Raw genomic sequence first — 24,793 nt, 5'->3', positions numbered from 1 at the left:
CTACAAAGAGGCCGTCAGGCGGCCTTGAACCGCGCCATCAGTTCGGCGCGCGCCGGGCTGGTGAGGGTCGCCGCGGCGCCGAACTCCAGCGGCGAAAGACGCTCGGCTGCCGGGTACATGATCGGGTCGTCGAGCATCTCCTTGGAGAGCAGCGCATCGACGCGCTTGTCCCCGCTCGGGTAGCCGTGGGAGAGCACCTCCAGCTTGTTGTGCTGCGGGTCGAGCAGGTAGTTGATGAAGGCGTAGGCGGCATCCTTGTGCTCGGCCCCCTTGGGAATGGCGAAGAAGTCGCTCCAGATCTCGCCGCCCTCCTTGCCCAGCACGAAGGTCATGTCCGGGTTGTCGCGATGCAGCTGCGAGGCATCGCCGGTCCAGGCCATGGCCATCCAGGCGTCGCCGTTGCGCATTGAAGGCTGGATGTCGGAGTTGATCGCGAACAGGTGCGGCTTGGCCTGGATCAGCAGCTTCTCGGCCTCGGCCAGTTCCTTCGGGTCCAGCGAGTTGAAGCTGTAGCCGTAATACTTCAGCGCGTTGCCGATGGCGGTGAGCTGGTAGTCGTGGACGATGGTGCGGCCCGAGGCGCTGGTCAGCGTCAGGTCCCAGAATTGTTTCCAGGAGTCCGGGCTGCCCTTCACGCGACTGGCGTCATAGACGATGCCGGTGGTGCCCCAGTTCTTCGGCACCGCGTAGACCTTGCCGTCCACCGTGCCCTGGGCCATGAAGCGCTCCTCGAAGGCCTTGGGGTCGAAGTTGGGAATGCGCGAGAGGTCCAGCGGCTCGATCAGCCCGAGCTGCACATAGGTACTGATGGTGTAGTTGGTCGGCACGAAGACGTCCCAGCCGCTGCCGCCGGCCTGCAGCTTGGCGAGCATCTCCTCGTTGGAGCCGAACACGTTCATCTGTACGCGCGCGCCCGTGGCCTTGGCGAAGGCGTCGAAGTTTTCCTGGCTGTGGTAGTTCGGCCAGGTGGCCAGCGCCAGGCGGTCACCGATGTTGCTGCCCTCGGCCGCGTAGGCCTTGCCGGTCAGCAGGCCGGGGGTATTGGCGGCGACCACCGCCATCGCCAGGCCGAGACCGGTCTTGCCAAGGAAATCGCGCCGCGTGATGGAGCCGTTTTCCCAGCTGCGCATCGTCTTGATGAAGCTCTTCTTGTCCATCGTCACTCCCCGCCTGTCTGCTGATTGTCGTTATGGTTGGATCGTCGAACTCAAAGGGCCATGGCCAGGCCGCTGGCCTGGTTCCAGCCGACCTGTACCGGCGCACCGTGCTCGAAGGCCTCGGACTCGCCTCCTGCCTTGCGCGGCACACGTACGCAGACGATGCCGAAGGCGTCGGTGCGCACGCGGTACTCGGTGAGGTTGCCCAGGTAGATACGGTCTTCGACGCGGCCCTTCAGGCGCACCTCGCGCTGCAGCTCCGAGTCGGCGGCGGCGATGCCGACCAGCTCGGGGCGCACGGCGATGCAACCCTCGGCCTGGGGCGCCAGCGCAGGGCCGGTGGGCGTCGGCGGGCTGCTCAGTTCCAGCCCGGCCGGGGTGCCCAGGACCACGCGGCCGGAATCAAGTCGGCGCACGGTGCCGGAGAAGAGGTTGGACTCGCCGATGAAGTCCGCCACGTAGCGGCTCGCCGGGGTCTCGTAGAGCGCCTCGGGGGTGGCGGTCTGGATGATCAGGCCGTCCTTCATGATGCTGATGCTGTCGCTCATCGACAGCGCTTCTTCCTGGTCATGGGTGACCAGCACGAAGGTGATGCCGACCTCGCGCTGCAGACGCAGCAACTCGGACTGCATCTCCTTACGCAGCTTGCGATCCAGCGCCGCCAGGGGCTCGTCGAGCAGCAGCACGGTGGGCTTGTTGACCAGCGCGCGGGCCAGCGCCACGCGCTGTTGCTGGCCACCGGAAAGCTCGTGGGGCTTGCGCGTGCCGAAGCCGGACAGGCGCACCATCTCCAGCGCCTCGTCGGCCATGCGGCGCTGCTGCGTACGGTCCGGGCGCGGCGTGCGGTAGCGCAGGCCGTAGGCGATGTTCTCGGTCACCGTCAGGTGCGGGAACAACGCGTAGTGCTGGAACACCATGTTCACTGCGCGCTGGTGCGCCGGCACCCCGGCGACGGCTTTACCGGCCAACAACACTTCGCCTTCGCTGGGCTGCTCGAAGCCGGCGATCATCCGCAGGGTGGTGGTCTTGCCGCAGCCCGAACTGCCGAGGAAGGAATGGAAGGCGCCGCGCTTCACCCGGAAGCTCAGCCCGTTGACCGCCGGCACGCTGCCGTAGCGCTTGACCACGTTGCGGAATTCGATATCGAAGTCCTGACCGCTCTCCATCACCGCGCGCTCCCACTTTGTTCTTGTTGGGGCTCAAGCTAGCAACGGGGCTTTCGGGGTGTATATATCCCTCGGGGGATAGATGCGTAGTCACCGTCACACCCTGTAGGAGCGAGCTTGCTCGCGAACGGGCTTTCCACTGACGCCGGCGTCGAACGGTTCGCGAGCAAGCTCGCTCCTACGAAGAGCCGCGTACGTAATCACGTAGGGCGCATAACGCCCCAAGCGTTATCCGCCGCGCGGATCGCAGCCAAAGACAACGGCGGATAACCGTGAACGGTTATTCGCCCTACGGGTTGCCAACACTCAACCCGCCGCGAGCATCCCACCCGCCGCATCGCGCCCCGCCAGTTCACGGATGAACAGCCCGAGCAGCTCCGACTGGCTGCCGATGCCGAGCTTGGCGTAGATGTTCTTGCGGTGGATCTTCACCGTACCGGGGCTGATATCCAGCTGCTCGGCCACCGAAGCGCTGGAGTGGCCACGCAGCAGAAGCTGGACGATCTCCTGCTCACGGGGCGTGAGCAGCTGGGCGCCGAACTGGTCGAAGGCCTCGCGGATCTGGTAGTCCAGGTCCTGTGCCGGGCGCGGTTGCGCACGGCGCAGCTCCCAGGCCTCGCGTACCACCTGCTCGACCACCGGCCGCGCGCACTCCAGCAGTTGCATCTCGTCACGGCTGTAGGCGGGACTGGAGGTCTTGCGCATCAGCGAGAGCACGGCGGTGGCGCCATCGGCAAGGTCGATGAAGAAGGCAATCTCCTCGGTCAGGCCGGTCTGCTGGTAATACGTCTGGTAGTACTCGCCCAGGTAGAAGTGGTCCGGCGCGAACTGCCGCAAACGCCACAGGCCGGGCGCCTGGTGGCGGGTGCAGGCGAGGTAGAAGGGATCGAGCAGGTACGGGCCGGCCTGGTAGTCCTCGACGTAGACATGCCGGATGTCCGCCGGGAAGCTGTCGAACAGGTCCAGTGGTCGGTGGTTGCCTTCGTAGACGAAGAGCACGAAGTTATCCACCGCGCAGACCTGCTGCAGCCATTGGCTGAGGCCGAGCAGGCTCGGGCGACCGGCGGCCAGCGGGAGCAGATGGGCGACTCCGCCGGTCCAGGCTTTGAGTTCCTTGTGGCGCATGGGCTGTCGTTCTTGTTGTGTGCGCAATGGGCACACTATAGGCGTTCGGGATTCCACACGGAAATGCAGCTTTTGCGCCACACCCCGCAAGGCCCCGCCGCGCCTGAAGACAACCCCGATTCAGCCCAAGGCCGCGCACCGCGATGGAGCAGGCGCGCGCCTTATCGGCTCAGGGGCGACGACCGCCCTTGCCGCCCGGCTTTGCAGCAGGCGATTTGCCGGCGGGAGACTTGCCGCCGGCCGGTTTACCACCGAGGCCAAAGCCCGGGGCCTTGCGCACCGCCTTGACCTGCGGCTTGTCATCCAGCAGCGAGCCGAGGTGAACCTTGCCCGGCTTGCCTTCGGGCACCTTGGGTTGCTTGGGCTTCTTCGGCTTCTTCAGTACCTGGCCGCCCAGCGTGGTCTGCGGCACCCGGTGTTCGGCTTCGAACCCATCCTCTTCACGACGCTGCAACAGTTGCCCGATCAGCGTCTCGATGGCCGCCAGCTGCTGCACTTCATCGGCGCAGACCAGCGAGATCGCCTGACCGCTGGCGCCAGCGCGACCGGTGCGGCCGATGCGGTGCACGTAATCCTCGGGGACGATGGGCAGGTCGAAGTTGACCACCAGCGGCATCTCCTCGATATCCAGGCCGCGCGCGGCGACGTCGGTGGCGACGAGGAAATCCACTTCGCCGGCCTTGAACCGCGCCAGCGCGCGCAGGCGTGTCGGCTGCGGCTTGTCGCCGTGGATCGAGTCCGCGCGAATGCCTTGCTTGTGCAGCACGTCGACCAGCTCGTCGACGCCCTTGCGGGTCTTGGCGAACACCAGCGCCTGGCGCCAGCCCTGCTCACGCAGCAGGTGCAGGAACAGCTCGGCCTTGCGCTTCTTGTCCACGGTGACCAGGTGCTGCTTCACCGTCTTTGCCGCCGTATTGCGCGGCGCCACGTCGATGGTCAGCGGGTCACGCAGCAGCTCGCGGGCCATCTGCCGAATGGCGTCGGAGAAGGTCGCGGAAAACAGCAGGGTCTGCCGGCGCCTTGGCAGCGCGGCGAAGACTTCGTCCAGCTCGCGGGCGAAGCCCAGGTCGAGCATGCGGTCGGCCTCGTCCAGCACCAGCACCTGCAGCTGGGTGAATTTCAGGGCGTTCTGCCGATACAGGTCGAGCAGGCGGCCGGGCGTCGCCACCAGTACATCGACACCCTTGCGCAGCTTCATCATCTGCGGGTTGATGCTGACCCCGCCGTACGCCACGGCGGTGCGCAGCGGCACATGCTGGCCGTAGGCGCGGACACTCTCATGGACCTGCTCGGCCAGCTCGCGGGTCGGCACCAGTACCAGGGCGCGGATCGAGTTGGCGGCCACCTGCGGGCCTTCCTGCAGCAGCCTCTGCAGCAGCGGCAGGGCGAAGCCGGCGGTCTTGCCGGTGCCGGTCTGGGCGGCGGCCAGCAGGTCGCGCCCCTTGAGCACCGCAGGGATGGCCTGGGCCTGCACCGCCGTCGGATTCTGGTAGCCGAGCCCGTCGAGGGCGTGCAGGAGGGGATCGATCAGGCCAAGGGAGGCGAAGGTCATGGAGCGCTCGCAAAAACGATTTGGAATGGGCGGCATTGTAGCCGCAAGGGTCAGGATCGCAGCAGCAGCGAGCCTTCGACGGGCACGTAGCGGCTGGCCGCGCGGATCAGCGCCTGGGCGGTAAGGCCCGGCACGCCGTAGGCAGTGGCATCGGTGCCGCCGGCACGGACGCGGTCGAGCAGCAGGTCGAAATCACCGTCGCCGGAAGCCAGGACGATCTCGTCCACGTTTGGCGCGGCGTCGAGGATGTCGATGGTGATGCCCACGTCCCAGTCACCCTTGGCCGAGCCGTCGGCGCGCTGGATGTAGGGCTTGAGCTTCACGGTGAAGCCAAGCTTGCGCAGGATCTGCTGGAACTGCTGCTGCCTGGCATCGCCACGGTCGATGGCATAGGCGTAGGCCTGGACGATAGTGCCCTGGGCACTCAGCTCGGCCCACAGCGCAGCGTAGTTGAAGTGGCAGCCGTAGGCCTGACGCACGGTGTAGTAGAGGTTCTGCACGTCGGCGAACAGGGCGATGGTCTTCAACGGTGACTCCGGGACTCGAACAGCGGGGGCGCATTATCGGCACAGCGACGCGCCCCCGCCAGTCCCGGCGGGCGGGTCAGCTTGAGCGTGCGCTCAGCTGAACATATCGCCGTCGTCACCGCCGAAGAAGCCGGAGTCGTCACCGAAGCTGCCGCCGTCGTCGTAATTGGCGTCACTGAAGTTGTTGTCGGCATAGCGGTCGCCACCCCCGAAGGAATCGTCGCCTCGGGAGTCATCGAAGCTCGAGGGCTCCGGCTGTACCGGCTGCTCCTGGATCACCTCGACGATCTCCTGGGGCTGGCTGCTGTGGAACAGGCTGGTCAGCGCATTCGCCACCATCACGCCACCGGCCACGCCCGCTGCGGTCTGCAGGGCACCGCGCAGGAAGCCGCCGCCCTGGGGCGCGGCTTGCGCAGGCTGAGCAGGTCTGAAGTCGTTCGGATTGCTGCTCGCAGGGGTATTGGCGTAAGCCGCATTGCCGCCGGGTTGCGAGAAGCGCGTCTGGCCCCAGCCATCCGGGCGTTGCTGCGGTTGCGCCGGGCGCGGATCCTGGCTCTGGCCGCCGCCGAACAGCCCAGCGAGGAAGCCGCCGCTGCTCGGGCGCTGTTCCTGCGCCCTGGCCTGCTGCGCTTCCAGCTCCTTGACGCGCTGGTCCAGGCGCTTGATCGCCGCTTCCTGGATCAGCATCGCCTGGGCCATGTAGTACGGCGCAGCCGGCTGTTGCACCAGGTGCCGGTTGATCTGTGCTTCGGCGTCGACGTCGCGCGGCGCGGTCTGCGCCTCGGCGTCACGCAGGCGGGTGAACAGACCATCGATCAGGGATTGCTCTTCGGAATTCATGGCAGACCTCGAGTGAGCGGGTGGTTCGGCAGAACATTGCCTTTCCAACATTGGATCGGCTCGCAAAAAAACAAGTTCCGATCGCAGAATTCTGGCGTCTTCAGCTGAGGGTTTGCTTAAGTTAGAGTCGAAGCCCTCGGACAGTATCGGGTTACTGATGAATCCCCTTTCCATCCTCCGCGACACCTGGTTCTTCTTCTCCCGTCACCTCGGCATCCTGGTGCCGCTGTGCCTGCCCTGGATCGTCATCGAGACGTTGGTCCAGCAGCAGATCAACGTCGCCGCCGGCCCGCAGAACTTCGCGCCCTGGGGCATGGCCGCGGGCCTGGTGTTCTACCCGATCTACACCGCCAGCCTGATCCTCTACATGATCGACGCCGGCGAAGGCGTCGAGCGGGGCGTACGCGAACTGTGGAGCGCAGCCCTGCGGCTGTGGCCGGCCTTCGCCCTGCTCTCGGCGATCACCTCGCTGCTGATCGTGATCGGCCTGTACCTGATGGTCCTGCCGGGCATCTTCGTCATGATCAAGCTGGCCTTCGCCGAATTCCTCCTGGTGCAGCGCGGCCGTTCGCCCATCGACGCGATGCGCGAGAGCTTCGCGCTGACCACCGGGCATTTCTTCCTGCTGCTGATGACCTCCCTGGCCATCCTCGCCCCGGTGTGGATCGCCGAGGGCTGGATCACCGAGGCCGGCAAGGACGCGCCGGTCCTGAGCGTGGTCCTGCACTCGCTGAGCGGGTTCTTCCAGCTGCTGCTGACGGTGGCCGCCTACCGCATCTTCATCCTGCTCGGCCGCGAAGCCGCCTGAGCGGCAGCAAGTCGCAACAAATCCCCCGGCACACAACGGGCCGGGGTTCTACGCTGGAGTCTCCTTTCCCCGAGTATGGAGACTCGCCGTGAGCGACTTCCCGCCCAGCTGCCTTTCGCACATTTCCATCGGCACCAACGACTATCCCCGCGCCAAGGCGTTCTACGACGCCGTGCTGCCGGCCCTGGGCTGCCAGCCGATCATGGAACACCCCGGCGCCGTGGCCTACGGCCGCGTGTTCCCCGAGTTCTGGCTGCAGACGCCCATCGACGGGCGCCCGGCCTCTGTCGGCAACGGCACGCATTTCGGCTTCATGGCCAATTCCCGCGAGGACGTGGACGCTTTCTACCGCGCCGCGATTGCCGCTGGCGCCACCGACGAGGGCGCCCCCGGTCCGCGTCCGCTCTACGGCGCCCCCTACTACGGCTGCTTCGTCCGTGACCTGGACGGGCACAAGATCGAGGCGTCGTTCTGGGACATGGCGCTGGCGGGTGGAGGTTTCGATACCCACTCCCACTGAGGGGTGGCAAGGGGCTTCATCTGTAGAAAAGCTAATGTCCCGGCCTGAGCCCCGACATCTTCGGCACCAGCAGCTTCTCGAACAGCCGGGGGAAAAACCGCGCCAGCAGGCGCGCACGCCAATTGACGTTGGACAGCACCAGCAGTCGCCGACGACGCAAGGCCCCCTGGTAGATCGCCTCGGCCACGTCGCGCGGCGAGGCCACTTCCGCGCCCAGCACCACGGCTGGCTGGCGAATCACCGAGCCGTCGCCCACCAGGGCGTTCTTGCGCAGATCGGTGGCGGTAAAGCCCGGGCAGGCCAGGGTGATCGCCACGCCGGTGCCGTCCAGCTCCATGCGCAGCGTGTCGAACAGCCCGTGCAGCGCGTGCTTGCTGGCGTTGTAGGCGCTGCGGTAGAGCAACGGGGCGAAGCCGGTCAGCGAACTGAGCACGACGATCTGCCCGTGCCGCGCCAGCAGGCTGGGCAGCGCCGCCTGGGTGCAGTGCAGCGCACCATAGAAGTTCACTGCCATCACCCGCCGGAACACCGCCAGCTCGGTCTCGATGAACAGGCTGCGGTGGGTGATGCCAGCGTTGTTCACCAGCACGTCGATGCCGCCGAAGCGCTCGACGGCAAGCGCCACTGCACGCTCCACCGCCTCAGCGTCGGCGATGTCGCAGCGCAGGCCGAGGGCTTCGACGTTCAGGTGCTCGCGCAAGTGCTGCACCAGGCTGTCCAGCGCCGCCTGATCGAGGTCGAGGATCACCGGGTGCGCGCCGGCCTGGGAAAAGCGCAGCACCAGCGCGCGGCCGATACCGGAACAGCCGCCGCTGACCAGCACCACCTTGCGCCGGTAGGTCGAATGGGAGAAGAGTGTGCGGGGCATGGCAGTCTCCCGAAGCCCGCAGGGCGCGATGTTGACGTCTTGCGAACTACATCTCACAAGGTTTCAGGATAATTCCCACATCAAACACGGAGGTGAAATACAAAGTCGCAACCACTATCCTCTGGACCCAACAAGCATAGCCCCTGGTCACCCATGAGCCTCTCGCTTCGCCACCGCTTCCTCTTCGTGCTGCTCATCGCCCTGCTGCTCGCCGTCACCGCCGCCGCCTGGCTGCTGGCCTGGCACCCCGCCGAGCGTGAAAGCGTCGCCGCGCAGTGCCGCGCACCCGCGCCGCAACTGCAGCCGGGGCAGGCGCTGAAGGTGATGACCTGGAACGTCCAGTACCTGGCCGGCAAGCGCTACATCTTCTGGGACGACCTGCCCGACACCACCGGTCCCGACGACAGCCCCAGCCCCGAGGACATCGCCTACAGCCTCGACGAAGTGGTGCGGGTGATTCGCGACGAGGCCCCGGACATCGTCCTGCTGCAGGAGGTAGACGACGGTGCCGCCGCCACCGGCAAGCAGGACCAGCAGGCGCTCATCGGCGATCGCCTGACCGACCTCTACCCCTGCTCCACCGCCGCCTTCGACTGGAAAGCGCGCTTCGATCCGAACCCCCATGTTTTCGGCAGCGCCGGGCGTAAGCTGGTGACCTTCAGTCGTTTCCAGATCACCGGCGGCGAGCGCATCGCCCTGCCGCAGCGCTCATCCATCCCGCTGCTGCACCTGTTCGCCCCGCAGCCGGCGATGCTTCAGAGCGACCTGCCGATTCGCGGCGGTGGCCAGCTCAGCGTGATCAACACGCGCCTGGAACGCCCCAACGGCGACAACACCCCACAGCGGCAGGTCGAGGCCGTCGAGGCCCACCTGAACACCCTGCAGGCCGCCGGCCGCCCCTGGCTGCTCGGCGGCGACCTCGGCCTGCTGCCGCTGGGCCAGTACCCCTACCTGCCGGAAGTGCTGCGCGAGCCCTACCGCGCCAACAGCGAACTGAACCTGCTGGCGGCGCGCTTCCCAGTGGTCCCGGCGGTCGAGGAATCCAGCGGCGCCGACCAGGAGAAGTGGTACACCCACTTCCCCAACGACCCGCGCGTGCACAAGCCCGATCGCACCCTCGACTACCTGTTCCACAGCACCAGCCTGAACCGCCTGGATGCCGGCGTACGCAGCCACGACACCCTGCGCATCTCCAACCACCTGCCGCTATCCGCGCGCTTCCTGCTACCTCACTGAGCGCTGCGGCACATCGCCGCCAGTGGAGGCTGGACAAGCGCGATGTGGCAGTCGCATGCTCGGCTCGCTTCGAACAAAAACGATAACGAGCATCCAGGCCATCCATGCATTTGCGCCGTCTCGCCGGGCTGATCCTCGCCCTCTTCTGCCTCAACGCCCTCGCCGTCGACAGGCCCACGCTGGCCGACCGCCTGCCGCACCCGCTGCCGGCCTTGACCGTGGGCTACTACGAATTCCCGCCCTATACCTACACTGCCCCGGATGGCAGCACCCGAGGCAGCGGCGCCGAGATGGTCCGGCGCATCCTGCTCAAGGCCGGTTACCGCGCCGACTTCCGTCCGCTGCCCAGCGCCCGCCTGTACCTCGGCCTGCAGGACGGCAGCGTGCAGCTGTGGGCCGGCGCACCGGGCAAGGTCGAGCTGGCCGACAGCACCCTGGAGTGCGAGCGCGTGCTCGGTCACGTTGAGCTGAACCTCTACCGCATGCCCTCGCAAAACTCTCCGAAAATACCGGATGGGCTGACCGGCAGCCGCGTCATCCTCATCAGCGGCTACAGCTATTGGCGCCCCATCACCGAGATGCTGGCCGACCCCAAGCTGCAACTGGAAATCCATCGCACCAGCACCCACGCTGCTGCCTTACAGATGCTCGAACGCGGCCGCGGCGATTACCTGATCGACTACCAGACCCCGGTGGAGCAGGCACGCCGGGAACTGAACATGGCGCCACTGGCCTTCGACAGCCTGTACAGCGTGCCGACCAAGCTCATCGTCTCCCGCCACGCTCCCGACGCCGAAGGTCTGCGCGCGCAGCTGGACCGCGCCTACGACGACCTGGTGGCGGCGGGCTACGAAATGAAATTGCCCTGAACGGCGTTTCGCACAGGCGCGACCGTCTTCCATTCGCGGGCGTAACCGCAGGGCGCATAACCTGGAGCAGGTTATCCGCCGGCCATCAAGCAGCGGATAACGCTGGCGCGTAATGCACTCTACGCTACGGGACTGGAATGCCGCGCCCACGAGCGATGGGTATCGCTTCGCTCCACGCCATCCTACGGAGCGAACGCTCCACGCCCGAGCTATCCCTTGCGCGGCTTCGCCCGTGCCGTTGGCTCGGCGATCAAGGGATCGTCCGGCCAATAGTGCTTGGGGTATCGGCCCTTCAGATCCTTCTTCACTTCCGCATAGGTGCTACGCCAGAAGTTGGCCAGGTCCTGGGTGACCTGCACCGGACGCTGCGCCGGGGATAGCAGGTGCAACTTGACCGCCACCCGGCCACCCGCGATGCGCGGCGTATCGGCCAGGCCGAACAGCTCCTGCAGGCGAACGGCGAGCACCGGCGGAAACTCGCTGTAGTCCAGACGGATATTCGAGCCAGACGGCACCTGCAGCGTGCGCGGCGCCAACTCGTCCAGCCTTGGCGGCAGCGGCCAGGGCAGCAGCGCATGAAGAATCCCGCTCAGCTCCAGGTTGGCGAAGTGCGATAGCCGCGAAACCTTGCCAAGGTAGGGCAGCAGCCAGTCTTCCAGCGAAGCCAGCAGCGCGGCGTCGCTGACGTCCGGCCACTCGCTCTCGCCCTTGCCGTCCAGATCGAGCCGGCGCAGCAAGGCAATGCGTGCCTGCCACTGGCGCAGCTCCGGCGTCCACGGCAGCAGCTCCAGTCCCTTGCGCCGCACCAGCCCAAGCAGCGCACGGCTGCGGGCCTCGGCGTCGAGGTTGGGCAGCGCCTCGGTGGACAGCACCAGCTCGCCGACCTTGCGCTGACGCTCGGCGCGCAGCACGCCTTCGCGCTCGTCCCACTCCAGCTCATCGTGGACGCTGACCTGTTCGGCGAGGATGGTCTCGAACAGTGCCGGCTCCAGCGCCGCTGCCAGGTAGATGCGCTCCTCGCGCTGGCCCTGGCGGCTGCCGAGGTCGGCGATCACCAGCCAGGCTTCTTTCATCAGCGCGTCCGGCTCGCCGAACAGCGCGGCGCGGCCGTTGGCCAGGCGGTACTCGCCACCGCCAGCGCGACGCTGCCGGGCGATGCGGTCCGGGTAGGCGAAGGCCAGCAGGCCGCCCAGCCAGCGCGGATGATCGGGGTCGGCCACCGGCTCGCGGGCCGGGCCGCGCAAGTAGCCCTTGAACTGCCGCGCCAGCTGGCGAACACGTTGCACCGCGCCACGGCTGGCGCGCGGGCCGCTCTGCTCGCCGGCCAGTAAAGCGATGCGATGATGCAGGTCGGCATCGTTGCCGCGCAGGATGTCACGCTCACCGAGCAAAGCCGCCAGATCACAGGCCAACTGCCCCAGCCCCAGCGCATGGCCGCGCAGCAGCAGATGGGCGATACGCGGGTGCGCCGGTACTTCGGCCATGGCCTGGCCGTGGGGCGTGAGGCTGCCGCCACCGACACGGGAAGCGAGCGCACCAAGGCGCTCCAGCAGATCCTGGGCCTGGGCATAAGCGGCGGCGGGCGGCAGGTCGAGCCAGGCCAGTTCCTGCGGAGCGACGCCCCAGCGCGCCAGTTGCAGGGCCAGGCCAGCCAGGTCGGCCTGGAGGATTTCCGCCGTGCCGTAAGCCGGCAGTTGATCGTGCTGTGCCTCGGACCACAGGCGATAGCAGGCGCCCGGTTCCAGGCGCCCGGCACGGCCGGCGCGCTGGGTGGCGGAGGCACGGGAGATACGCTGGGTGTCCAGTCGGGTCATGCCACTGCCCGGATCGAAGCGTGGCACCCGCGCCAGCCCGGCATCCACGACAACGCGCACGCCGTCGATGGTCAGGCTGGTCTCGGCAATGTTGGTCGCCAGCACCACCTTGCGCTTGCCCATCGGTGCGGGCTCGATGGCGGCGCGCTGGGCGTCGAGGTCGAGTTCGCCGTGCAGCGGGCAGATGAGGACTTCGGGACGACCGGCCAGTACCTCGCCCAGCTGTTCGGCGACGCGGCGAATCTCCGCCTGGCCGGGGAGGAACACCAGCAGGCTGCCGGGCTCATCCGCCAGCGCCTGTTGCACTGTCTGCACCACACGCGGCTCGATGAACTCGCCGGCCTGCCACGGGCGCCCCCAGCGGATGTCCACCGGGAACATGCGGCCTTCGCTGCGCACCACCTGCGCGTCGTCGAGCAGCACGGACAGGCGCTCGCCTTCCAGCGTGGCCGACATCACCAGCACCTTGAGTGGCGGCTCGTCGCGTAGCAGCGCGCGACCGTTGAGGGTCAGCGCCAGCGCGAGGTCGGCATCCAGCGAGCGCTCGTGGAACTCATCGAAGATCACCAGCCCCACGCCCTCCAGCGCCGGGTCGTCCTGCAGGCGGCGGGCGAGGATGCCTTCAGTGACCACCTCGATGCGCGTCTTCGATCCCACCCTGCTGTCCAGGCGAATGCGGTAGCCGACGGTCTCGCCGACCTTTTCACCCAGTTCCGTGGCCAGTCTTTCGGCGGCGGCGCGGGCAGCCAGGCGGCGCGGTTCCAGCATCAGGATCGACTGTCCGTCCAGCCACGCCTCGCCCAGCAGCGCCAGCGGCACGCGGGTGGTCTTGCCGGCACCGGGAGGCGCTTCCAGCACCACTTCGTGGCGCGCGGCCAGGGCCTGGCGCAGGGCGGGTAGGACGCTGTCGATGGGAAGGGCGTTCATGCCGGCTCCTGGAACTCGAATTTCATAAGGCGGTAACCCGGAATACGCGGGGGGCGGCGATTATAGCGGGCGAACCGCGGCGCCAACTCGGCAGTCAATAGAAGCAACGAGAACGCCGGCTAGTGCGAAACTGCCAGCAGCCGTTCAGGACTCGTTGTTATAGTTGTCCGCATCATCCTCCCGGAGGTTTTTTCATGCGTCTTGCCACCCGAGTCTCCTGTGCAGTTCTGAGCGCCGCCCTGTTCAGCCAGCTGACGGCCTGCGGCACCCTGTTCTACCCTGATCGTCGCGGCCAGATCGACGGCCGCATCGACCCGGCTGTCGCCGCCCTGGATGCCGTCGGCCTGTTGTTCTACGTCATCCCGGGCCTGATCGCCTTCGGCGTAGACTTCGCCACCGGCGCGATCTACCTGCCCGATGAGAAGTACTCGGTCGCCCCGGAGAAGCTCAAGGATGCCGTGAGTGAAGACGGCACCGTGGACAAGGCTAAACTCAAGGCGATCCTCGAGCGTGAAACCGGCCGCAGCCTGCCCCTGGACGACCCGCGTCTGCTCCAGCGCAGCGGCAGCCTCCAACAACTCGCCAGCCTGGGCCTGCGCCCGGAGGCCTGATATGCACGGCGCTCTCGCTTCACACCTGCAACAACTCCTGGCGTACCACCAGTGGGCCTACGAACGCATCCTGGAGGCCGTCGCGCCCCTGGATGAAGAGGCCTACCGCGCACCGCGCGGGCTGTTCTTCGGCAGCCTGCACGGCACCCTCAACCACCTCGCGGTGGTCGATCGCATCTGGTTCGCCCGCGTGCAGCGAGAGCCCTGGCAGTTCGAACGGCTCGACGCCGAGGCCGCGCCTGATCGGGCCGGTCTCGCCGATTTCCTCAATGACGGCGTCGGTGCCTGGCGCCTGTGGCTGAGCAAGCAGAGCGACGCCACCCTCGGTACCCAGCTGGACTATCGCAACATGGCCGGGCAGGAACACCGCCAGAGCCTGGCGAACATCGTCCAGCACCTGGTCAACCACGGCACCCACCACCGCGGCCAGATGAGCGCTGCGCTCACCACGCTGGGCCAGAAGGCGCCGCTGCTGGACTACATCTACTTCCTGCCCAACCGCCTGGACACCTGATGCTCAAGCACGCCAGCCACGCCCACCTGATGCGGCTGGCGACCTTTGCGTCGCTCGGCGTCGCCACCACCCTGATCGTCGCCAAGGCCATCGCCTGGTGGCTCAGCGGGTCGGTCAGTCTGCTCGCCGGCCTCACCGACTCGCTGCTCGACGGCGCCGCGTCCTTCCTCAACCTGCTGGCGGTGCACTACGCCATTCGCCCGGCGGACGACGACCACCGCTATGGCCACGGCAAGGCGGAATCGCTGTCGGGGCTGGCGCAGGCGCTGTTCATCGCGGTCAGTGCCGTACTGGTCGGCGCCCAGGCCATCGACCGCCTGCAGCACCCCGAACCGGTGGAAGCCGTCGGCTGGGGCATTGCGGTGATGGTCCTGTCGCTGGTGCTCACCGCTGGCCTGCTGATGGTGCAGGGCTACGTGGTGAAGATCACCGGCTCCAACGCCATCCGCGCCGACTCCCTGCACTACCGCTCGGATCTGCTGCTCAACAGCAGCATCCTGGTGGCGTTGCTCCTCGCGCAGTTCGGCTGGCAGCAGATGGACGCCATCTTCGGCCTGGGCATCGCGTTCTACATCCTCTGGAGCTCCTTCCAGATCGCCCGCGAATCGGTCGCGGTGCTGATGGACGAGGAGCTGCCGCCGGACGTCAGCACGCGCATGCTCGAACTGGTGCGCGAAGTGCCCGGCGTGCTCGGCGCCCATGACTTGCGCACGCGGATTTCCGGCACGCACTGGTTCGTCCAGTTGCACCTGGAGCTGCCCGGCGAGCTGTCACTGTCGAAAGCGCATCATCTGTGCGACGAGGCGGTGCTGGCGATCCACAAGGAGTTTCCGCGGGCCGAGGTGCTGGTGCACGCCGACCCGCAGGAAGTGGTAGGCAAGGAAACCATCAGCTAGAGGGCATCAGTTGACGCTGTAGCCGCGTCCGCTCAGGCAGGCGCCCAGCGCGCGGCGGTAGTTGTCGGCAACGTAGGCCGGGGGCGCATAGCTCGCCAGGGCCGGGTCGAAGCCACTCTGATCGGCGGCCCAGCGGTGGCATTCGTAGCGGTCGCGGGCCTGCTGGTCCGGGCCTTGGTTGTACATCGGGTAGGCGATCACGTCATAAGCCGACTGCGCCACGCTGGCCACCTGCTGCGGCGGCTCCACCACTTCGTAGTCCTGCGAGCTGGCCTGCCACAGGTAGTAGGTACCGGCGGCCAGGAAGTAGCCGATGCTGCCGATCCACACCTGCTCGGCGTAGGACGGCAGATAGCGTACGCGCACGCCATAAGGTGGCGTCACCACTACATAGCGTGAGCCGTAAGGGCGGTACCAGTAGCCATCGTTGAAGTAGTAGTCGCTGCCGCGATAAGGCACGCGGTAATGGCCGCTCGGCATGGAATTGACCACATAGCCCGGCCGCCAGTAGGACGGATGCGGGCCCCAGTTGCCGTGGGAGGGCGGCGGACGACCCTGCCAGCCGGCCGATGGCGGGCGATTGCCGCCCTGCCAGCCGGTGCTGCCGTGGTCGTTGCTCGGCGGGCGGCCTTGCCATTGCCCACCGTTGTTGCCTGGCGGACGACCCTGCCATTGGCCGCCGTTATTGCCCGGCGGACGATCGTGGTCCTGGCCACCACTGTTGCCCGGCGGATGGCCCTGCCACTGGCCGCCATTGTTGCCCTGTGGACGGCCATGGTCCTGGCCCCCACTGTTGCCCGGCGGACGCCCCTGCCACTGGCCGCCGGTATTGCCCTGCGGACGGCCGTGGTCCTGGCCACCATTATTGCCCTGCGGGCGCCCCTGCCACTGGCCACCGTTGTTGCCCTGCGGACGACCGTGCTCCTGGCCTCCATTGCCGCCCTGAGGACGGCCCTGCCACTGGCCGCCATTGTTGCCCTGTGGACGACCATGCTCCTGGCCTCCATTGCTGCCCTGCGGACGCCCCTGGGACGGCCCGCCGCCTGCCGCCGGACGGCCCTGCATATCGGGACCGTCGGCTGCCAGCGCCTGGGCCGCGACGGCCAGAGAAAGCACAGCGAACGAGGCGAACCGCCCGAGACCCGACTTCATGGATTCCTCACTTCGGCAATGGCCGAAACCGTGATGTGACATTGCCATAGACCACGGCGCGAAGCCGCCATTGCAGGGTGCTGGGTAAAGTCAGGGTAAAGATGGGGGGTAAATCGCGGGCAAGAAAAAAGGGAGACTCGTCAGCCTCCCTTCCGGAATCTCGTCCTGCTCGTCGCTGTTGGCGCCGGCTCACCTCGCTCCACCTTCTGGGCAGTGCGTAGCCCGGTGGCCGGCGCGATCCTGTGGGGTCGGCGGGCCGCGAAGCGCCTGATTGGGCGGATCGCAGGGGACGTGATGTCCGGGCTGTGAATCTGGGAGAAATAGTAAAGCGACAAGGCAAGGAAATGATTGCTAAGATTGCTCATACAGGCACCACCTGAGCAACAAATACCTAAAAATTACGCCACAAGCGCAATTCAATAGAATAACGAGGCTTTCATGGACAAGCTGGACCGCTACGACCTGCGCATTCTTGCCGAACTGCAACGCGACGCACGCATCTCCAACCAGGAGCTGGCCGAACGCATCGGCCTGTCGCCCTCGCCCTGCTCGCGGCGGGTGAAGCAGCTCGAGGACGACGGCTACATCGTCCGCCAGGTCGCCCTGCTCGACAGCAAGAAGCTCGGCCTGAGCCTCACCGCCTTCGTGCTGATCGGCATGGACCGTCATACGCCGGAGCGTTTCGAGCACTTCCAGCAGATCATCGGCAAGTGCCCCGAGGTACTGGAATGCAGCCTGGTGACCGGGATGGACGCAGACTACCAGCTCAAGGTCATGGTGCCGGACATGGAGCACTACCAGCACTTCCTGCTCGGCACCGTGACCCGTATCGAAGGGGTCACCAGCGTGCGCTCGAGCTTCGTGCTGCGCAATGTGCTGGCGAGCACCGAGTTGCCGCTGGATCACCTGCGGGCCTGATCGGCTTTCTGCAGGACCGAGGGGGGCGCCTAGCCCTTGCTCGCGAACGTGGCCTCCTGGCACGCCGGTGCGGTTCGCGAGCAAGCTCGCTCCTACAACCTGCGCCCCTGCGACACAGCGGCGCACCCTGCCTCCCGCCGAACGAAATCGATACCGCAGATTTCCCCGCCAGCCGTGCCGCGGCGCGAACTTTTGCGGCATTGCGCCCGCCGCGCAGGAGGAACTGTTCAATTTATGAACGGCTCTGAACGACAAAGCGCCGCATGCGTATAATGCGCGCCTTCTTCACCACCACCGCGCCCCGGCGTCCCTCGGATAACCTCCGTACCGGGCAGGAGCTGTAATGAACGAAAGTTTCGAAGACTGGATGATGTATGGCCTGGTGACCGGCCTGATCCTGTTCATGGCCTTCATCGTCTGGGACCTCGCCAAGAAGTCCAAGGCCGGCCGCATGGGCACCATGGTTCTGTTCTTTGCTCTGGGCCTGGGCGTGCTCGGCTTCCTGATCAAGTCCGTGGTCGTCGCCGGGCTCGAAGGCGGCTTCTGACCCGCACCCCCGCCCCGAGTTTCAGAGCTCGGGGCTGACTTCCCGCCACTGCCCCGGCTGCAGCCCATCCAGCTGCCACGGCCCGATGCGCACGCGCACCAGGCGCAGCGTGGGCAGGCCGACTGCCGCCGTCATCCGCCGCACCTGCCGGTTGCGCCCTTCGCGGATCACCAGCTCCAGCCAGGCCGTCGGGACCGACTTGCGAAAACGCACCGGCGGGTCGCGCTCCCACAGCCGCGGCTCCTCCAGCCGCCGGGCCTCCGCCGGCAGGGTCGGGCCATCATTGAGCTGCACGCCCTTGCGCAGCTGATCGAGCTGTTCTTCGCTCGGCTCGCCTTCCACCTGCACCCAATAGGTCTTCGGCAGCTTGTGCTTCGGGTCGGCAATGCGCGCCTGCAAGCGACCGTCATTGGTCAGCAGGAGCAAGCCTTCGCTGTCGCGGTCCAGGCGGCCCGCCGGATAGATGCCCGGCACATCGACGAAATCCTTCAACGTCGCGCGGCCCTCGCTGTCGTTGAATTGCGTCAGCACGTCGAACGGCTTGTTCAGCAGGATCAGCTTCGGTTGCGCCGGCGGCGCCTTGGCCACACGGCGAGGCGCGAGACGGCTGGCGGGACGACGATTGGCGGGACGCGGAGGACGAGACATGGCGAAAAGACTGGTAACCGAGGTTGGGGGTACGGCGAATGCCCGGCATGCTAGGTTGTGCCGAGTCCTCATCGCAAGAGCACGCACGAGCATGCCCATGAGCCACCCCACCTGGCTGATCACCTTGCAGAACCTCAGCGGTCGCCTCGGCGCCCGCTATCGCGGCCCGCAATCCGAACATTTCGACGGTAGCCGCTTCCACAACCTCGACCGCCAACCGCACAACGGCCTGCGCGCCTTTCTCAAGTGGCAGCGTGAACGCGGCCGCCAGCAAGAGTGGATTGCCCAACCCGGCCCGGATGCCCGCCCGGAGACACCAGCCCGCGTCGAGGGTGACGAACTGCGCGTCACCTACATCAACCACGCCACCCTGCTGATCCAGCACCGCGGCCTGAATATCCTCACCGACCCGCTCTGGTGCGAACGCACCAGCCCGTTCAGCTTCGTCGGTCCCAAGCGCGTGCACCCGCCGGGCCTGGCGCTGGACGAGCTGCCACCGATCAACCTGATCCTGGTCAGCCACAACCACTACGACCACCTGGATATCCACAGCCTGCGCGAGCTGGCCCGGCGCTTCCCGTCCGCGAAGGTGGTGACCGGCCTGGGCAATGGCGAGCTGATCCGCGCCTGCGGCTTCACTGATATCGCCGAGCTGGACTGGTGGCAGAGCCTGCCGATGCCCGAGGGCATGCTGCTCACCGGCGTGCCGGCGCAGCACTGGTCGGCGCGCTCGCGGCGCGACACCAACCGCACGCTGTGGATGGGCTTCGTGCTGGAGTCGCCGGATGGCCCGCTGCTGTTCCCCGGCGATACCGGGCTGGGCGAAGAGTTCGGCCTGATGCACGAGCGCTTCGGCCCCATGCGCTTCGCCGCCCTGCCCATCGGCGCCTACGAACCGCGCTGGTTCATGCGCCACCACCACATGAACCCGGACGATGCGGTGCAAGCGCACCAGCATCTCGACTCACAATGCAGCATGGCGATCCACTTCGGCACCTTCCGCCTGAGCGACGAAGGGCAGTTCACGCCGGTCAGCGACCTGGCGGCGGCGTTGCAGAAGCGAGGCGTGGCCGCGGAGCGTTTCCGCGCGCCGAAGCCGGGCGAACAATGGCTCGTCCCACCTATGCCAGACGCATCGCTGTAGGAGCGAGGGGGAGGCCATCGTTCTTGCTCGCGAACGTGCCTTCCGGCGGCTTGGGTGCTGGGCGGTTCGCGAGCAAGCTCGCTCCTATAGAAAACGTCAGATCGGTAGGCGCATAACCTGGAACAGGTTGTCCGCCGGCCCTTCTCGGCGGATAACGCTGGCGCGTTATTCGCCCTACGAAAAATCCCCTTGGGTCAGTGCTCGCGGACGCGCTTGCTGCAGCAATTGCGATAACGCTTGCCACTGTTGCACGGGCAAGGTTTATCACCCCGACCGCCCAGCTCCAGCCAGCTTTCCAGGCGCTGGCGCATGGACTCACGGACTTCCCGGCGCTCGTCGTCCAGCTGCGGTTTGCTCAGCTCGCGGCTGAGCCAGAGGTAGTCCTCCAGCAGTTCGTCACGCTCCAGCGCGTGCCACTGCTCGGCCAGCGGCACACCTTCGTAGCGACGTTTCGGGTCGGGCAAGAAGGCGATGGCTTCGCCACCCGGCAGCACATTCCACAGGCGGCCCTGAGCGTCGCGCCAGCAGGCGCTGAAACGGGCGCGCAAGGCCAGGCCGGGCCACTCATCCAGGCACCAGCCATCCACCCGTTCGCCGCCCAGCCCTGCCACTGCCTTGCCCACGGAGAACCAGGGCTCGCCGGCAATGCTGTCGGGCAGAGGGAGCGGCGCGGCAACTTCGGGCGTGCCGTTTTCCACCAGTCGGCGGGCAAAACGGCGCAGAGGGTTGGTGAGGTGAGAAGGAGCGCGAAACGGCATGGGATCACCAGCGGAAAAGGTCGGCGAAGGTCCGACCGGAGGGACGCGCCACGGTTCCCCGTGGCGCGGGAGGCGAGCATTCTAGGCTCGCCTCGGGTGGCGTCAACGCGCTCGGTTCAATAGCTGCGAGTGGAGATGGGCTTGGCCTCGGTGCTCAGCTCACGCAGTAGATCGTCGAGCAGTGCGGAGGCGCCGAAACGCAGGTGCTCCGGCGTGATCCACGCGGCACCCAAACGCTCCTCCACCAGCGTCCGGTATTGCAGTGCGTCGGCCAGGCTGCGCAGCCCACCGGAGACCTTCAGCCCGACCTTGCCGCCCTCTTCCTCGATGATTTCAAGCATCACTCGCACGGCTTCGGGCGTGGCATGCGTGGCCGCCTTGCCGGTACTGGTCTTGAGGAAATCCGCGCCGCCGGCGATGGATTCGCGGCAAGCCGTGCGGATCAGCTCCGCATCGTCCAGCTCGCCGGTTTCCAGGATGACCTTCAGGCGATGGTAGGGACCACAGAGTGTCTTGCAGGTACGAATCAGCTCCTCCGCACCGGTGGCCTCGCCCGCCTTGAGCTTGCGCCAGGGATAGACCAGATCGATTTCATCAGCGCCTTCGGCGAGGGTCTTGCGCACCTCCTCCACCACATCCGCCAGCGGCGCATTGCCGGCGGGGAAGTTGCACACGCTGACAACCTTCACCGAGCGCCCGCCCAGGGTGTTGAGCGTGCGCCGAGCGACGTGTACCAGCTTCGGCCACACGCACACCGCCGCCACTTCGCCATAAGGCGTCAGTGCACGGCGGCAGAGGTCCACGGTGCTTTGCAGGTCATCGCCGGTATTCAGCGAGGTCAGGTCCAGCAGAGCGAGCACACGGCCCGCCGGGGTCTTGCGAGGATCGGTCATCGGCAACACTCTCCTTCGGCTTTCTTCAGGCAGCCGGGGCAACCACCATCGCCCCGGCAGGCACTCCGCGCCCTGTCGCAGATCAGCGGAACGGCGGCTCGTCGAAGCTGCGCAGTTTGCGCGAGTGCAGCGAGTTGAGCTGGGTACGCAACAGGTCGACGGCGGCGATGCCGATGGACAGGTGCTGGCTCACTGCGCGCTGGTAGAACGCCGTGGCCGCGCCGGGCAGCTTGATCTCGCTGTGTAACGGCTTGTCCGAGACACACAGCAACGTGCCGTAGGGCACCCGCAGACGGTAGCCCTGGGCAGCGATGGTGCCGCTTTCCATGTCCACCGCAATCGCCCGCGCCAGGTTGATCAGCGGGCGCTCCTGGGCCCAGTGCAGCTCCCAGTTTCGGTCGTCGTAGGTGAGCACGGTGCCGGTGCGCAGGCGACGCTTGAGCTGATCGCCGCGCTCGCCGGTCACCAGCGCGGCCGCTTCCTGCAACGCCAGTTGTACCTCGGCCAGTGCCGGGATCGGAATGTGCGGCGGCAGCACGCGGTCGAGGATACCGTCGCGGCGCATGTAGGCGTGGGCCAGCACGTAATCGCCGATGGTCTGCGACTGCCGCAGGCCGCCACAGTGGCCGACCATCAACCAGCAGTGCGGGCGCAGAACGGCGAGGTGGTCGGTGATGTTCTTCGCATTGGACGGGCCGACGCCGATGTTCACCAGGGTCACGCCGTCGCCATCCTCGGCGATCAGGTGGTAGGCCGGCATCTGGAAGCGGTGCCATTCGACGCTGGCGACGATGGCGTTGGCTTCGCCCGCGTCGGTGCCGCGCTCGATGATCACATTGCCCGGCAACACCATGCGCACGAAGCGCGGGTCATCGCGCAGGCGCTCCAGGCCCAGGTGAATGAACTGATCGACGTAACGGTGGTAGTTGGTCAGCAGGATCCACGGCTGCACATGGCGCCAGTCGCTGCCGGTGTAATGCACCATGCGGCGCAGGGAGAAGTCGGTGCGCGCGGCGTCGAACAGCGCCAGCGGCATCGGGTCGGCGCCTTCCCATTCATACAGGCCATCCGCCACCCCATCGGAGGTGGCCGACAGATCGGTACTGGGGAACACCCGCGCCAGCTCGGCGGCCGTTACGCCGGAACCACCCAGTTCGTCGCCGCTTTCCACCACATAAGGGTAAGGAATGTTCTGCTGGCTGACGCCGACTTCCACGCGCACGGTGAAGTCCTCCATCAGCGGGCGCAGCTGTTCCAGCAGGTATTTGCGGAAGGCCTTGGGCTGGGTGATGGTCACCGCGTAGGTGCCGGGCACCTGGACCTTGGCGTAGGCGCGAGTAGTGGACGGCACTTCACCCTGGCACAGGTAGGTCACCCGCAGCAGCGGGTAGCGGAATTGCTCGCGCTGCTGCGCGTCGGGAACTTCACGGTCCTTCAGGTACCGCTTCAGCGCCTGGTTCAGGGCGCCGGTGGCGCGCTCGTGGAGCACGGCCAGTTGATCGACGGCCTCTTCGGCGGTCTGCGCGACGAAGAACTCGTCGCCAGTCGTATGACTCATGGTGGGCATCCTGTCTGAACGATCAGCTCCATCTTGCCTGCTTCCGTCACAGAAAGGGATGACAGATTCGGAACCGGCAGGACGAGCGGAAGCGTTGAAGAAAGCCTATGACAGAATCCGTGCCCGCGAGTGCGGATGACAGCCCGAATTACCGGGCGACCTTCCGTTTTCGTATATCGCGTGTCGGGGCATCTCAAGCTGCCGGAGGGGCCTTGTTTATCGAGGTGTCGCGGCTAGATTGACCGCGCTGCGGTCAATCCCGCAGTCGGGTTTGACGGCCTGATCAATTAGACGCGCTTGCGTCTTGCGACGCCTATGACGGTGGTGAACACCTTCGTATGCCTTGTCCGTCTGCATTATTGCAGTCACGTTCAATGGCAGGTCGCGCAGGGAGACCCTCCTCTGGATGGGATCTGCCGGTTTGTCTGATTGCCGGTCCGTCAACCCCGCGCGGTCTGCCACCCTTCGATTGACGGCGGAGGGAGGCAGGAACTTTTGATCCAATCAGATGAGTTCCTTTCATGAACATTGACGTTCACATTCCTTCAGTTTTCATGCGACACCAACGCCCGCTTCGGGCCCTGATAATTGAGGACCAGCCTTGGTTCGCCGCCCGCGACCTTGGCGGCCTGATCGGCCACGACGCCGAACAGTATGTCGCTCACCGTCTCGATACCGACCTGCGACAGAAAGTCCGCCTACAGACCCAGACAAGCGAGGAAGACGCTTGGATAGTCAGCGAGGGCGGCTTCTTCTTTCTGCTGACGCGCTACCGACACCCGGAAAACCGCAGCTTGCGCCAATGGATAACTCAGGAAGTCATCCCCGCCCTGCGCGGCCCCACCCTCCCCGTCCAGCAACCGCGCCGCTCCCTGCTGCGCTGGGAAAGCCGCGACATCGCCCTGCTGGAATGGAACGACCAACTCTGGGTGCGCTACAGCGACGTGCCGCAGTTGCTGCAACCCAAACCCGATACAACTTCACGCGCCGGCTGGTGGCGCGAGCTGCGTTCTCGAACGGGTATCTGAATGTGAAACATACCTCCAGGGTTATTTCATGACTTGAAATATACCCCTGGAGGTATTTAAATCATCAACAGGAAAGGATGAGACCGTGCAGAGCAGGGAACTGATCAAGGAACTGGAAACAGCAGGGTGGACGCTTCAACGGATTACCGGCAGCCATCATGTCTTCACCCACCCCGGCTGCCTTCACTCGGTCCCCGTTCCTCATCCGAAGAAGGACCTCCCCATCGGCACGGTACGCAGCATCAAGAAGCGAGCCGGCCTGATTTGATCCATCACCCTCAGGAGGCTGACATGCAATACCCAATCGCCATCGAGTGGGGCAACGACGACACGGCCATCGGCATCCACATTCCGGATATTCCCGGGGCAGTCACTGCCGGAGACACCTACGAAGAGGCCTATGCAGCGGCCGTCGAAGTTGCGCACCTGATGCTCGAAGAAATTGCTGGAGCCGGCGAGGACGTCCCGTTGCCGACCAGTGTCGCGGCTCACCGCAGCCATCCTGATTTCGAAGGAATGGGCTGGGGTCTGCTGGAGATCGATGTCACCCCGTACCTGGGCAAGACCGAGAAGGTCAACGTCACCCTGCCCGGCTACATCATCCAGCGCATCGACAACCATGTGCGCCTGCACGGCGTGAAGAGCCGCTCCTCCTTCCTGGCATCTGCAGCGCTGGAAAAGCTCACCCGCGGCACGTGACCGTGAACGGGCGGGGCA

The 24,793-nt window shown here is 66.3% G+C and carries 26 protein-coding genes; 13 read left to right on the top strand and 13 right to left on the bottom strand.

All coding sequences use genetic code 11. The features are described 5' to 3' along the window. Positions 1-14: 14 nt before the first annotated feature. From FAS41_RS02885 to FAS41_RS02860, 6 genes are all read right to left on the bottom strand, one after another. Positions 15-1,157 (bottom strand): ABC transporter substrate-binding protein, encoded by a 1,143-nt coding sequence (locus tag FAS41_RS02885; protein ID WP_138520160.1) that lies wholly within the window; start codon positions 1,155-1,157, stop codon positions 15-17. A 50-nt stretch (positions 1,158-1,207) separates the two neighbouring features. Beyond that, the gene (locus FAS41_RS02880) at positions 1,208-2,323 is read right to left on the bottom strand and encodes an ABC transporter ATP-binding protein (RefSeq protein ID WP_138520159.1); all 1,116 of its coding nucleotides are present in this window, start codon (positions 2,321-2,323) and stop codon (positions 1,208-1,210) included. A 306-nt stretch (positions 2,324-2,629) separates the two neighbouring features. Next, the gene (locus FAS41_RS02875; protein ID WP_138520158.1) at positions 2,630-3,448 is read right to left on the bottom strand and encodes a helix-turn-helix transcriptional regulator; all 819 of its coding nucleotides are present in this window, start codon (positions 3,446-3,448) and stop codon (positions 2,630-2,632) included. Positions 3,449-3,617: 169 nt separating this feature from the next. After that, complete coding sequence (gene rhlE1, locus FAS41_RS02870) at positions 3,618-5,000, bottom strand: RNA helicase RhlE1 (protein WP_138520157.1); 1,383 nt, start codon at positions 4,998-5,000, stop codon at positions 3,618-3,620. A gap of 50 nt (positions 5,001-5,050) precedes the next feature. Beyond that, positions 5,051-5,527 carry a LabA-like NYN domain-containing protein gene (locus tag FAS41_RS02865; RefSeq protein WP_138520156.1) on the bottom strand — a complete coding sequence of 159 codons (477 nt, stop codon included), beginning with the start codon at positions 5,525-5,527 and terminating at the stop codon, positions 5,051-5,053. A gap of 93 nt (positions 5,528-5,620) precedes the next feature. Then, complete coding sequence (locus tag FAS41_RS02860) at positions 5,621-6,367, bottom strand: DUF2076 domain-containing protein (protein ID WP_138520155.1); 747 nt, start codon at positions 6,365-6,367, stop codon at positions 5,621-5,623. Between the two features lie 157 nt (positions 6,368-6,524). On the opposite strand from FAS41_RS02860, the gene FAS41_RS02855 reads away from it, so the two are divergent. Both FAS41_RS02855 and FAS41_RS02850 read left to right on the top strand, forming a co-directional pair. Next, the gene (locus tag FAS41_RS02855; RefSeq protein WP_138520154.1) at positions 6,525-7,175 is read left to right on the top strand and encodes a YciC family protein; all 651 of its coding nucleotides are present in this window, start codon (positions 6,525-6,527) and stop codon (positions 7,173-7,175) included. 88 nt (positions 7,176-7,263) lie between these two features. Then, complete coding sequence (locus FAS41_RS02850; protein ID WP_138520153.1) at positions 7,264-7,695, top strand: VOC family protein; 432 nt, start codon at positions 7,264-7,266, stop codon at positions 7,693-7,695. Between the two features lie 31 nt (positions 7,696-7,726). On the opposite strand, the gene FAS41_RS02845 is transcribed toward FAS41_RS02850, so the two are convergent. Beyond that, positions 7,727-8,563, bottom strand: a complete 837-nt coding sequence (locus FAS41_RS02845; RefSeq protein ID WP_138520152.1) for an SDR family oxidoreductase — start codon at positions 8,561-8,563, stop codon at positions 7,727-7,729. A gap of 153 nt (positions 8,564-8,716) precedes the next feature. On the opposite strand from FAS41_RS02845, the gene FAS41_RS02840 reads away from it, so the two are divergent. Together FAS41_RS02840 and FAS41_RS02835 are read left to right on the top strand one after the other, a co-directional pair. After that, positions 8,717-9,799, top strand: coding sequence for an endonuclease/exonuclease/phosphatase family protein (locus tag FAS41_RS02840; protein ID WP_138520151.1), 1,083 nt, complete (start codon positions 8,717-8,719; stop codon positions 9,797-9,799). Between the two features lie 104 nt (positions 9,800-9,903). Continuing rightward, complete coding sequence (locus FAS41_RS02835) at positions 9,904-10,668, top strand: substrate-binding periplasmic protein (RefSeq protein WP_138520150.1); 765 nt, start codon at positions 9,904-9,906, stop codon at positions 10,666-10,668. 209 nt (positions 10,669-10,877) lie between these two features. On the opposite strand, the gene hrpB is transcribed toward FAS41_RS02835, so the two are convergent. Further along, the gene (gene hrpB / locus FAS41_RS02830) at positions 10,878-13,409 is read right to left on the bottom strand and encodes an ATP-dependent helicase HrpB (protein WP_138520149.1); all 2,532 of its coding nucleotides are present in this window, start codon (positions 13,407-13,409) and stop codon (positions 10,878-10,880) included. 194 nt (positions 13,410-13,603) lie between these two features. Here hrpB and FAS41_RS02825 point away from each other — a divergent pair, with 194 nt between their 5' ends. From FAS41_RS02825 to FAS41_RS02815, 3 genes are read left to right on the top strand one after another with little or no spacing between them, the layout of a single operon-like run. Beyond that, positions 13,604-14,020, top strand: a complete 417-nt coding sequence (locus tag FAS41_RS02825; RefSeq protein ID WP_138520148.1) for a polyribonucleotide nucleotidyltransferase — start codon at positions 13,604-13,606, stop codon at positions 14,018-14,020. A gap of 1 nt (position 14,021) precedes the next feature. Then, positions 14,022-14,534, top strand: coding sequence for a DinB family protein (locus FAS41_RS02820; RefSeq protein ID WP_138520147.1), 513 nt, complete (start codon positions 14,022-14,024; stop codon positions 14,532-14,534). After that, positions 14,534-15,430, top strand: a complete 897-nt coding sequence (locus FAS41_RS02815; RefSeq protein ID WP_138520146.1) for a cation diffusion facilitator family transporter — start codon at positions 14,534-14,536, stop codon at positions 15,428-15,430. The genes FAS41_RS02820 and FAS41_RS02815 overlap by 1 nt, the downstream gene beginning before the upstream one ends. A gap of 6 nt (positions 15,431-15,436) precedes the next feature. Here FAS41_RS02815 and FAS41_RS31285 read toward each other — a convergent pair whose 3' ends face one another. Beyond that, positions 15,437-16,582: a DUF6515 family protein gene (locus FAS41_RS31285; RefSeq protein ID WP_280054795.1), complete on the bottom strand. Its 1,146-nt coding sequence runs from the start codon at positions 16,580-16,582 to the stop codon at positions 15,437-15,439. 438 nt (positions 16,583-17,020) lie between these two features. Between FAS41_RS31285 and FAS41_RS02800 the strand changes: the two genes are divergently transcribed. Further along, positions 17,021-17,500: an Lrp/AsnC family transcriptional regulator gene (locus tag FAS41_RS02800; RefSeq protein ID WP_138520145.1), complete on the top strand. Its 480-nt coding sequence runs from the start codon at positions 17,021-17,023 to the stop codon at positions 17,498-17,500. A 343-nt stretch (positions 17,501-17,843) separates the two neighbouring features. Beyond that, entirely contained in the window at positions 17,844-18,047 is a 204-nt protein-coding gene (locus FAS41_RS02795; RefSeq protein WP_015475469.1) for a DUF2788 domain-containing protein, read from the top strand. 21 nt (positions 18,048-18,068) lie between these two features. On the opposite strand, the gene FAS41_RS02790 is transcribed toward FAS41_RS02795, so the two are convergent. Continuing rightward, entirely contained in the window at positions 18,069-18,635 is a 567-nt protein-coding gene (locus FAS41_RS02790; protein WP_138520324.1) for a pseudouridine synthase, read from the bottom strand. Positions 18,636-18,786: 151 nt separating this feature from the next. On the opposite strand from FAS41_RS02790, the gene FAS41_RS02785 reads away from it, so the two are divergent. Next, positions 18,787-19,839, top strand: coding sequence for an MBL fold metallo-hydrolase (locus tag FAS41_RS02785; protein ID WP_138520144.1), 1,053 nt, complete (start codon positions 18,787-18,789; stop codon positions 19,837-19,839). A 194-nt stretch (positions 19,840-20,033) separates the two neighbouring features. On the opposite strand, the gene FAS41_RS02780 is transcribed toward FAS41_RS02785, so the two are convergent. The 3 genes from FAS41_RS02780 to amn form a co-directional block, all read right to left on the bottom strand. Beyond that, positions 20,034-20,597 (bottom strand): hypothetical protein, encoded by a 564-nt coding sequence (locus FAS41_RS02780; RefSeq protein WP_138520143.1) that lies wholly within the window; start codon positions 20,595-20,597, stop codon positions 20,034-20,036. Between the two features lie 116 nt (positions 20,598-20,713). Beyond that, the gene (deoC, locus tag FAS41_RS02775) at positions 20,714-21,490 is read right to left on the bottom strand and encodes a deoxyribose-phosphate aldolase (RefSeq protein ID WP_138520142.1); all 777 of its coding nucleotides are present in this window, start codon (positions 21,488-21,490) and stop codon (positions 20,714-20,716) included. An 82-nt stretch (positions 21,491-21,572) separates the two neighbouring features. Next, on the bottom strand, positions 21,573-23,057 hold the full coding sequence (gene amn, locus FAS41_RS02770) for an AMP nucleosidase (protein WP_425467692.1): 1,485 nt from the start codon (positions 23,055-23,057) through the stop codon (positions 21,573-21,575). A gap of 545 nt (positions 23,058-23,602) precedes the next feature. Here amn and FAS41_RS02765 point away from each other — a divergent pair. The 3 genes from FAS41_RS02765 (at position 23,603) to FAS41_RS02755 (ending at position 24,775) form a co-directional block, all read left to right on the top strand. Continuing rightward, on the top strand, positions 23,603-24,076 hold the full coding sequence (locus tag FAS41_RS02765) for a BRO-N domain-containing protein (RefSeq protein WP_171049422.1): 474 nt from the start codon (positions 23,603-23,605) through the stop codon (positions 24,074-24,076). A gap of 85 nt (positions 24,077-24,161) precedes the next feature. After that, the gene (locus tag FAS41_RS02760; RefSeq protein WP_138520139.1) at positions 24,162-24,344 is read left to right on the top strand and encodes a type II toxin-antitoxin system HicA family toxin; all 183 of its coding nucleotides are present in this window, start codon (positions 24,162-24,164) and stop codon (positions 24,342-24,344) included. Between the two features lie 23 nt (positions 24,345-24,367). Then, on the top strand, positions 24,368-24,775 hold the full coding sequence (locus tag FAS41_RS02755; RefSeq protein WP_138520138.1) for a type II toxin-antitoxin system HicB family antitoxin: 408 nt from the start codon (positions 24,368-24,370) through the stop codon (positions 24,773-24,775). Positions 24,776-24,793: the final 18 nt, after the last annotated feature.

Origin of the sequence: Pseudomonas nicosulfuronedens (assembly GCF_005877905.1) — a bacterium.
Taxonomy (GTDB): Bacteria; Pseudomonadota; Gammaproteobacteria; order Pseudomonadales; family Pseudomonadaceae; genus Pseudomonas; species Pseudomonas nicosulfuronedens.
This window is presented reverse-complemented; position numbering and strand designations above follow the sequence as displayed.

Excerpts from the sequence above, each read along its gene's own strand:
- hrpB (WP_138520149.1), bottom strand. The coding sequence starts at position 13,409 with ATGAACGCCCTTCCCATCGACAGCGTCCTACCCGCCCTGCGCCAGGCC.
- FAS41_RS02815 (WP_138520146.1), top strand. The coding sequence starts at position 14,534 with ATGCTCAAGCACGCCAGCCACGCCCACCTGATGCGGCTGGCGACCTTT.
- deoC (WP_138520142.1), bottom strand. The coding sequence starts at position 21,490 with ATGACCGATCCTCGCAAGACCCCGGCGGGCCGTGTGCTCGCTCTGCTG.
- FAS41_RS02795 (WP_015475469.1), top strand. The coding sequence starts at position 17,844 with ATGAACGAAAGTTTCGAAGACTGGATGATGTATGGCCTGGTGACCGGC.
- FAS41_RS02835 (WP_138520150.1), top strand. The coding sequence starts at position 9,904 with ATGCATTTGCGCCGTCTCGCCGGGCTGATCCTCGCCCTCTTCTGCCTC.
- FAS41_RS02840 (WP_138520151.1), top strand. The coding sequence starts at position 8,717 with ATGAGCCTCTCGCTTCGCCACCGCTTCCTCTTCGTGCTGCTCATCGCC.
- FAS41_RS02860 (WP_138520155.1), bottom strand. The coding sequence starts at position 6,367 with ATGAATTCCGAAGAGCAATCCCTGATCGATGGTCTGTTCACCCGCCTG.
- FAS41_RS02755 (WP_138520138.1), top strand. The coding sequence starts at position 24,368 with ATGCAATACCCAATCGCCATCGAGTGGGGCAACGACGACACGGCCATC.
- FAS41_RS02800 (WP_138520145.1), top strand. The coding sequence starts at position 17,021 with ATGGACAAGCTGGACCGCTACGACCTGCGCATTCTTGCCGAACTGCAA.
- FAS41_RS02780 (WP_138520143.1), bottom strand. The coding sequence starts at position 20,597 with ATGCCGTTTCGCGCTCCTTCTCACCTCACCAACCCTCTGCGCCGTTTT.
- FAS41_RS31285 (WP_280054795.1), bottom strand. The coding sequence starts at position 16,582 with ATGAAGTCGGGTCTCGGGCGGTTCGCCTCGTTCGCTGTGCTTTCTCTG.
- rhlE1 (WP_138520157.1), bottom strand. The coding sequence starts at position 5,000 with ATGACCTTCGCCTCCCTTGGCCTGATCGATCCCCTCCTGCACGCCCTC.
- FAS41_RS02880 (WP_138520159.1), bottom strand. The coding sequence starts at position 2,323 with ATGGAGAGCGGTCAGGACTTCGATATCGAATTCCGCAACGTGGTCAAG.
- amn (WP_425467692.1), bottom strand. The coding sequence starts at position 23,057 with ATGCCCACCATGAGTCATACGACTGGCGACGAGTTCTTCGTCGCGCAG.
- FAS41_RS02825 (WP_138520148.1), top strand. The coding sequence starts at position 13,604 with ATGCGTCTTGCCACCCGAGTCTCCTGTGCAGTTCTGAGCGCCGCCCTG.
- FAS41_RS02765 (WP_171049422.1), top strand. The coding sequence starts at position 23,603 with ATGCGACACCAACGCCCGCTTCGGGCCCTGATAATTGAGGACCAGCCT.
- FAS41_RS02820 (WP_138520147.1), top strand. The coding sequence starts at position 14,022 with ATGCACGGCGCTCTCGCTTCACACCTGCAACAACTCCTGGCGTACCAC.
- FAS41_RS02785 (WP_138520144.1), top strand. The coding sequence starts at position 18,787 with ATGCCCATGAGCCACCCCACCTGGCTGATCACCTTGCAGAACCTCAGC.
- FAS41_RS02845 (WP_138520152.1), bottom strand. The coding sequence starts at position 8,563 with ATGCCCCGCACACTCTTCTCCCATTCGACCTACCGGCGCAAGGTGGTG.
- FAS41_RS02855 (WP_138520154.1), top strand. The coding sequence starts at position 6,525 with ATGAATCCCCTTTCCATCCTCCGCGACACCTGGTTCTTCTTCTCCCGT.
- FAS41_RS02885 (WP_138520160.1), bottom strand. The coding sequence starts at position 1,157 with ATGGACAAGAAGAGCTTCATCAAGACGATGCGCAGCTGGGAAAACGGC.
- FAS41_RS02875 (WP_138520158.1), bottom strand. The coding sequence starts at position 3,448 with ATGCGCCACAAGGAACTCAAAGCCTGGACCGGCGGAGTCGCCCATCTG.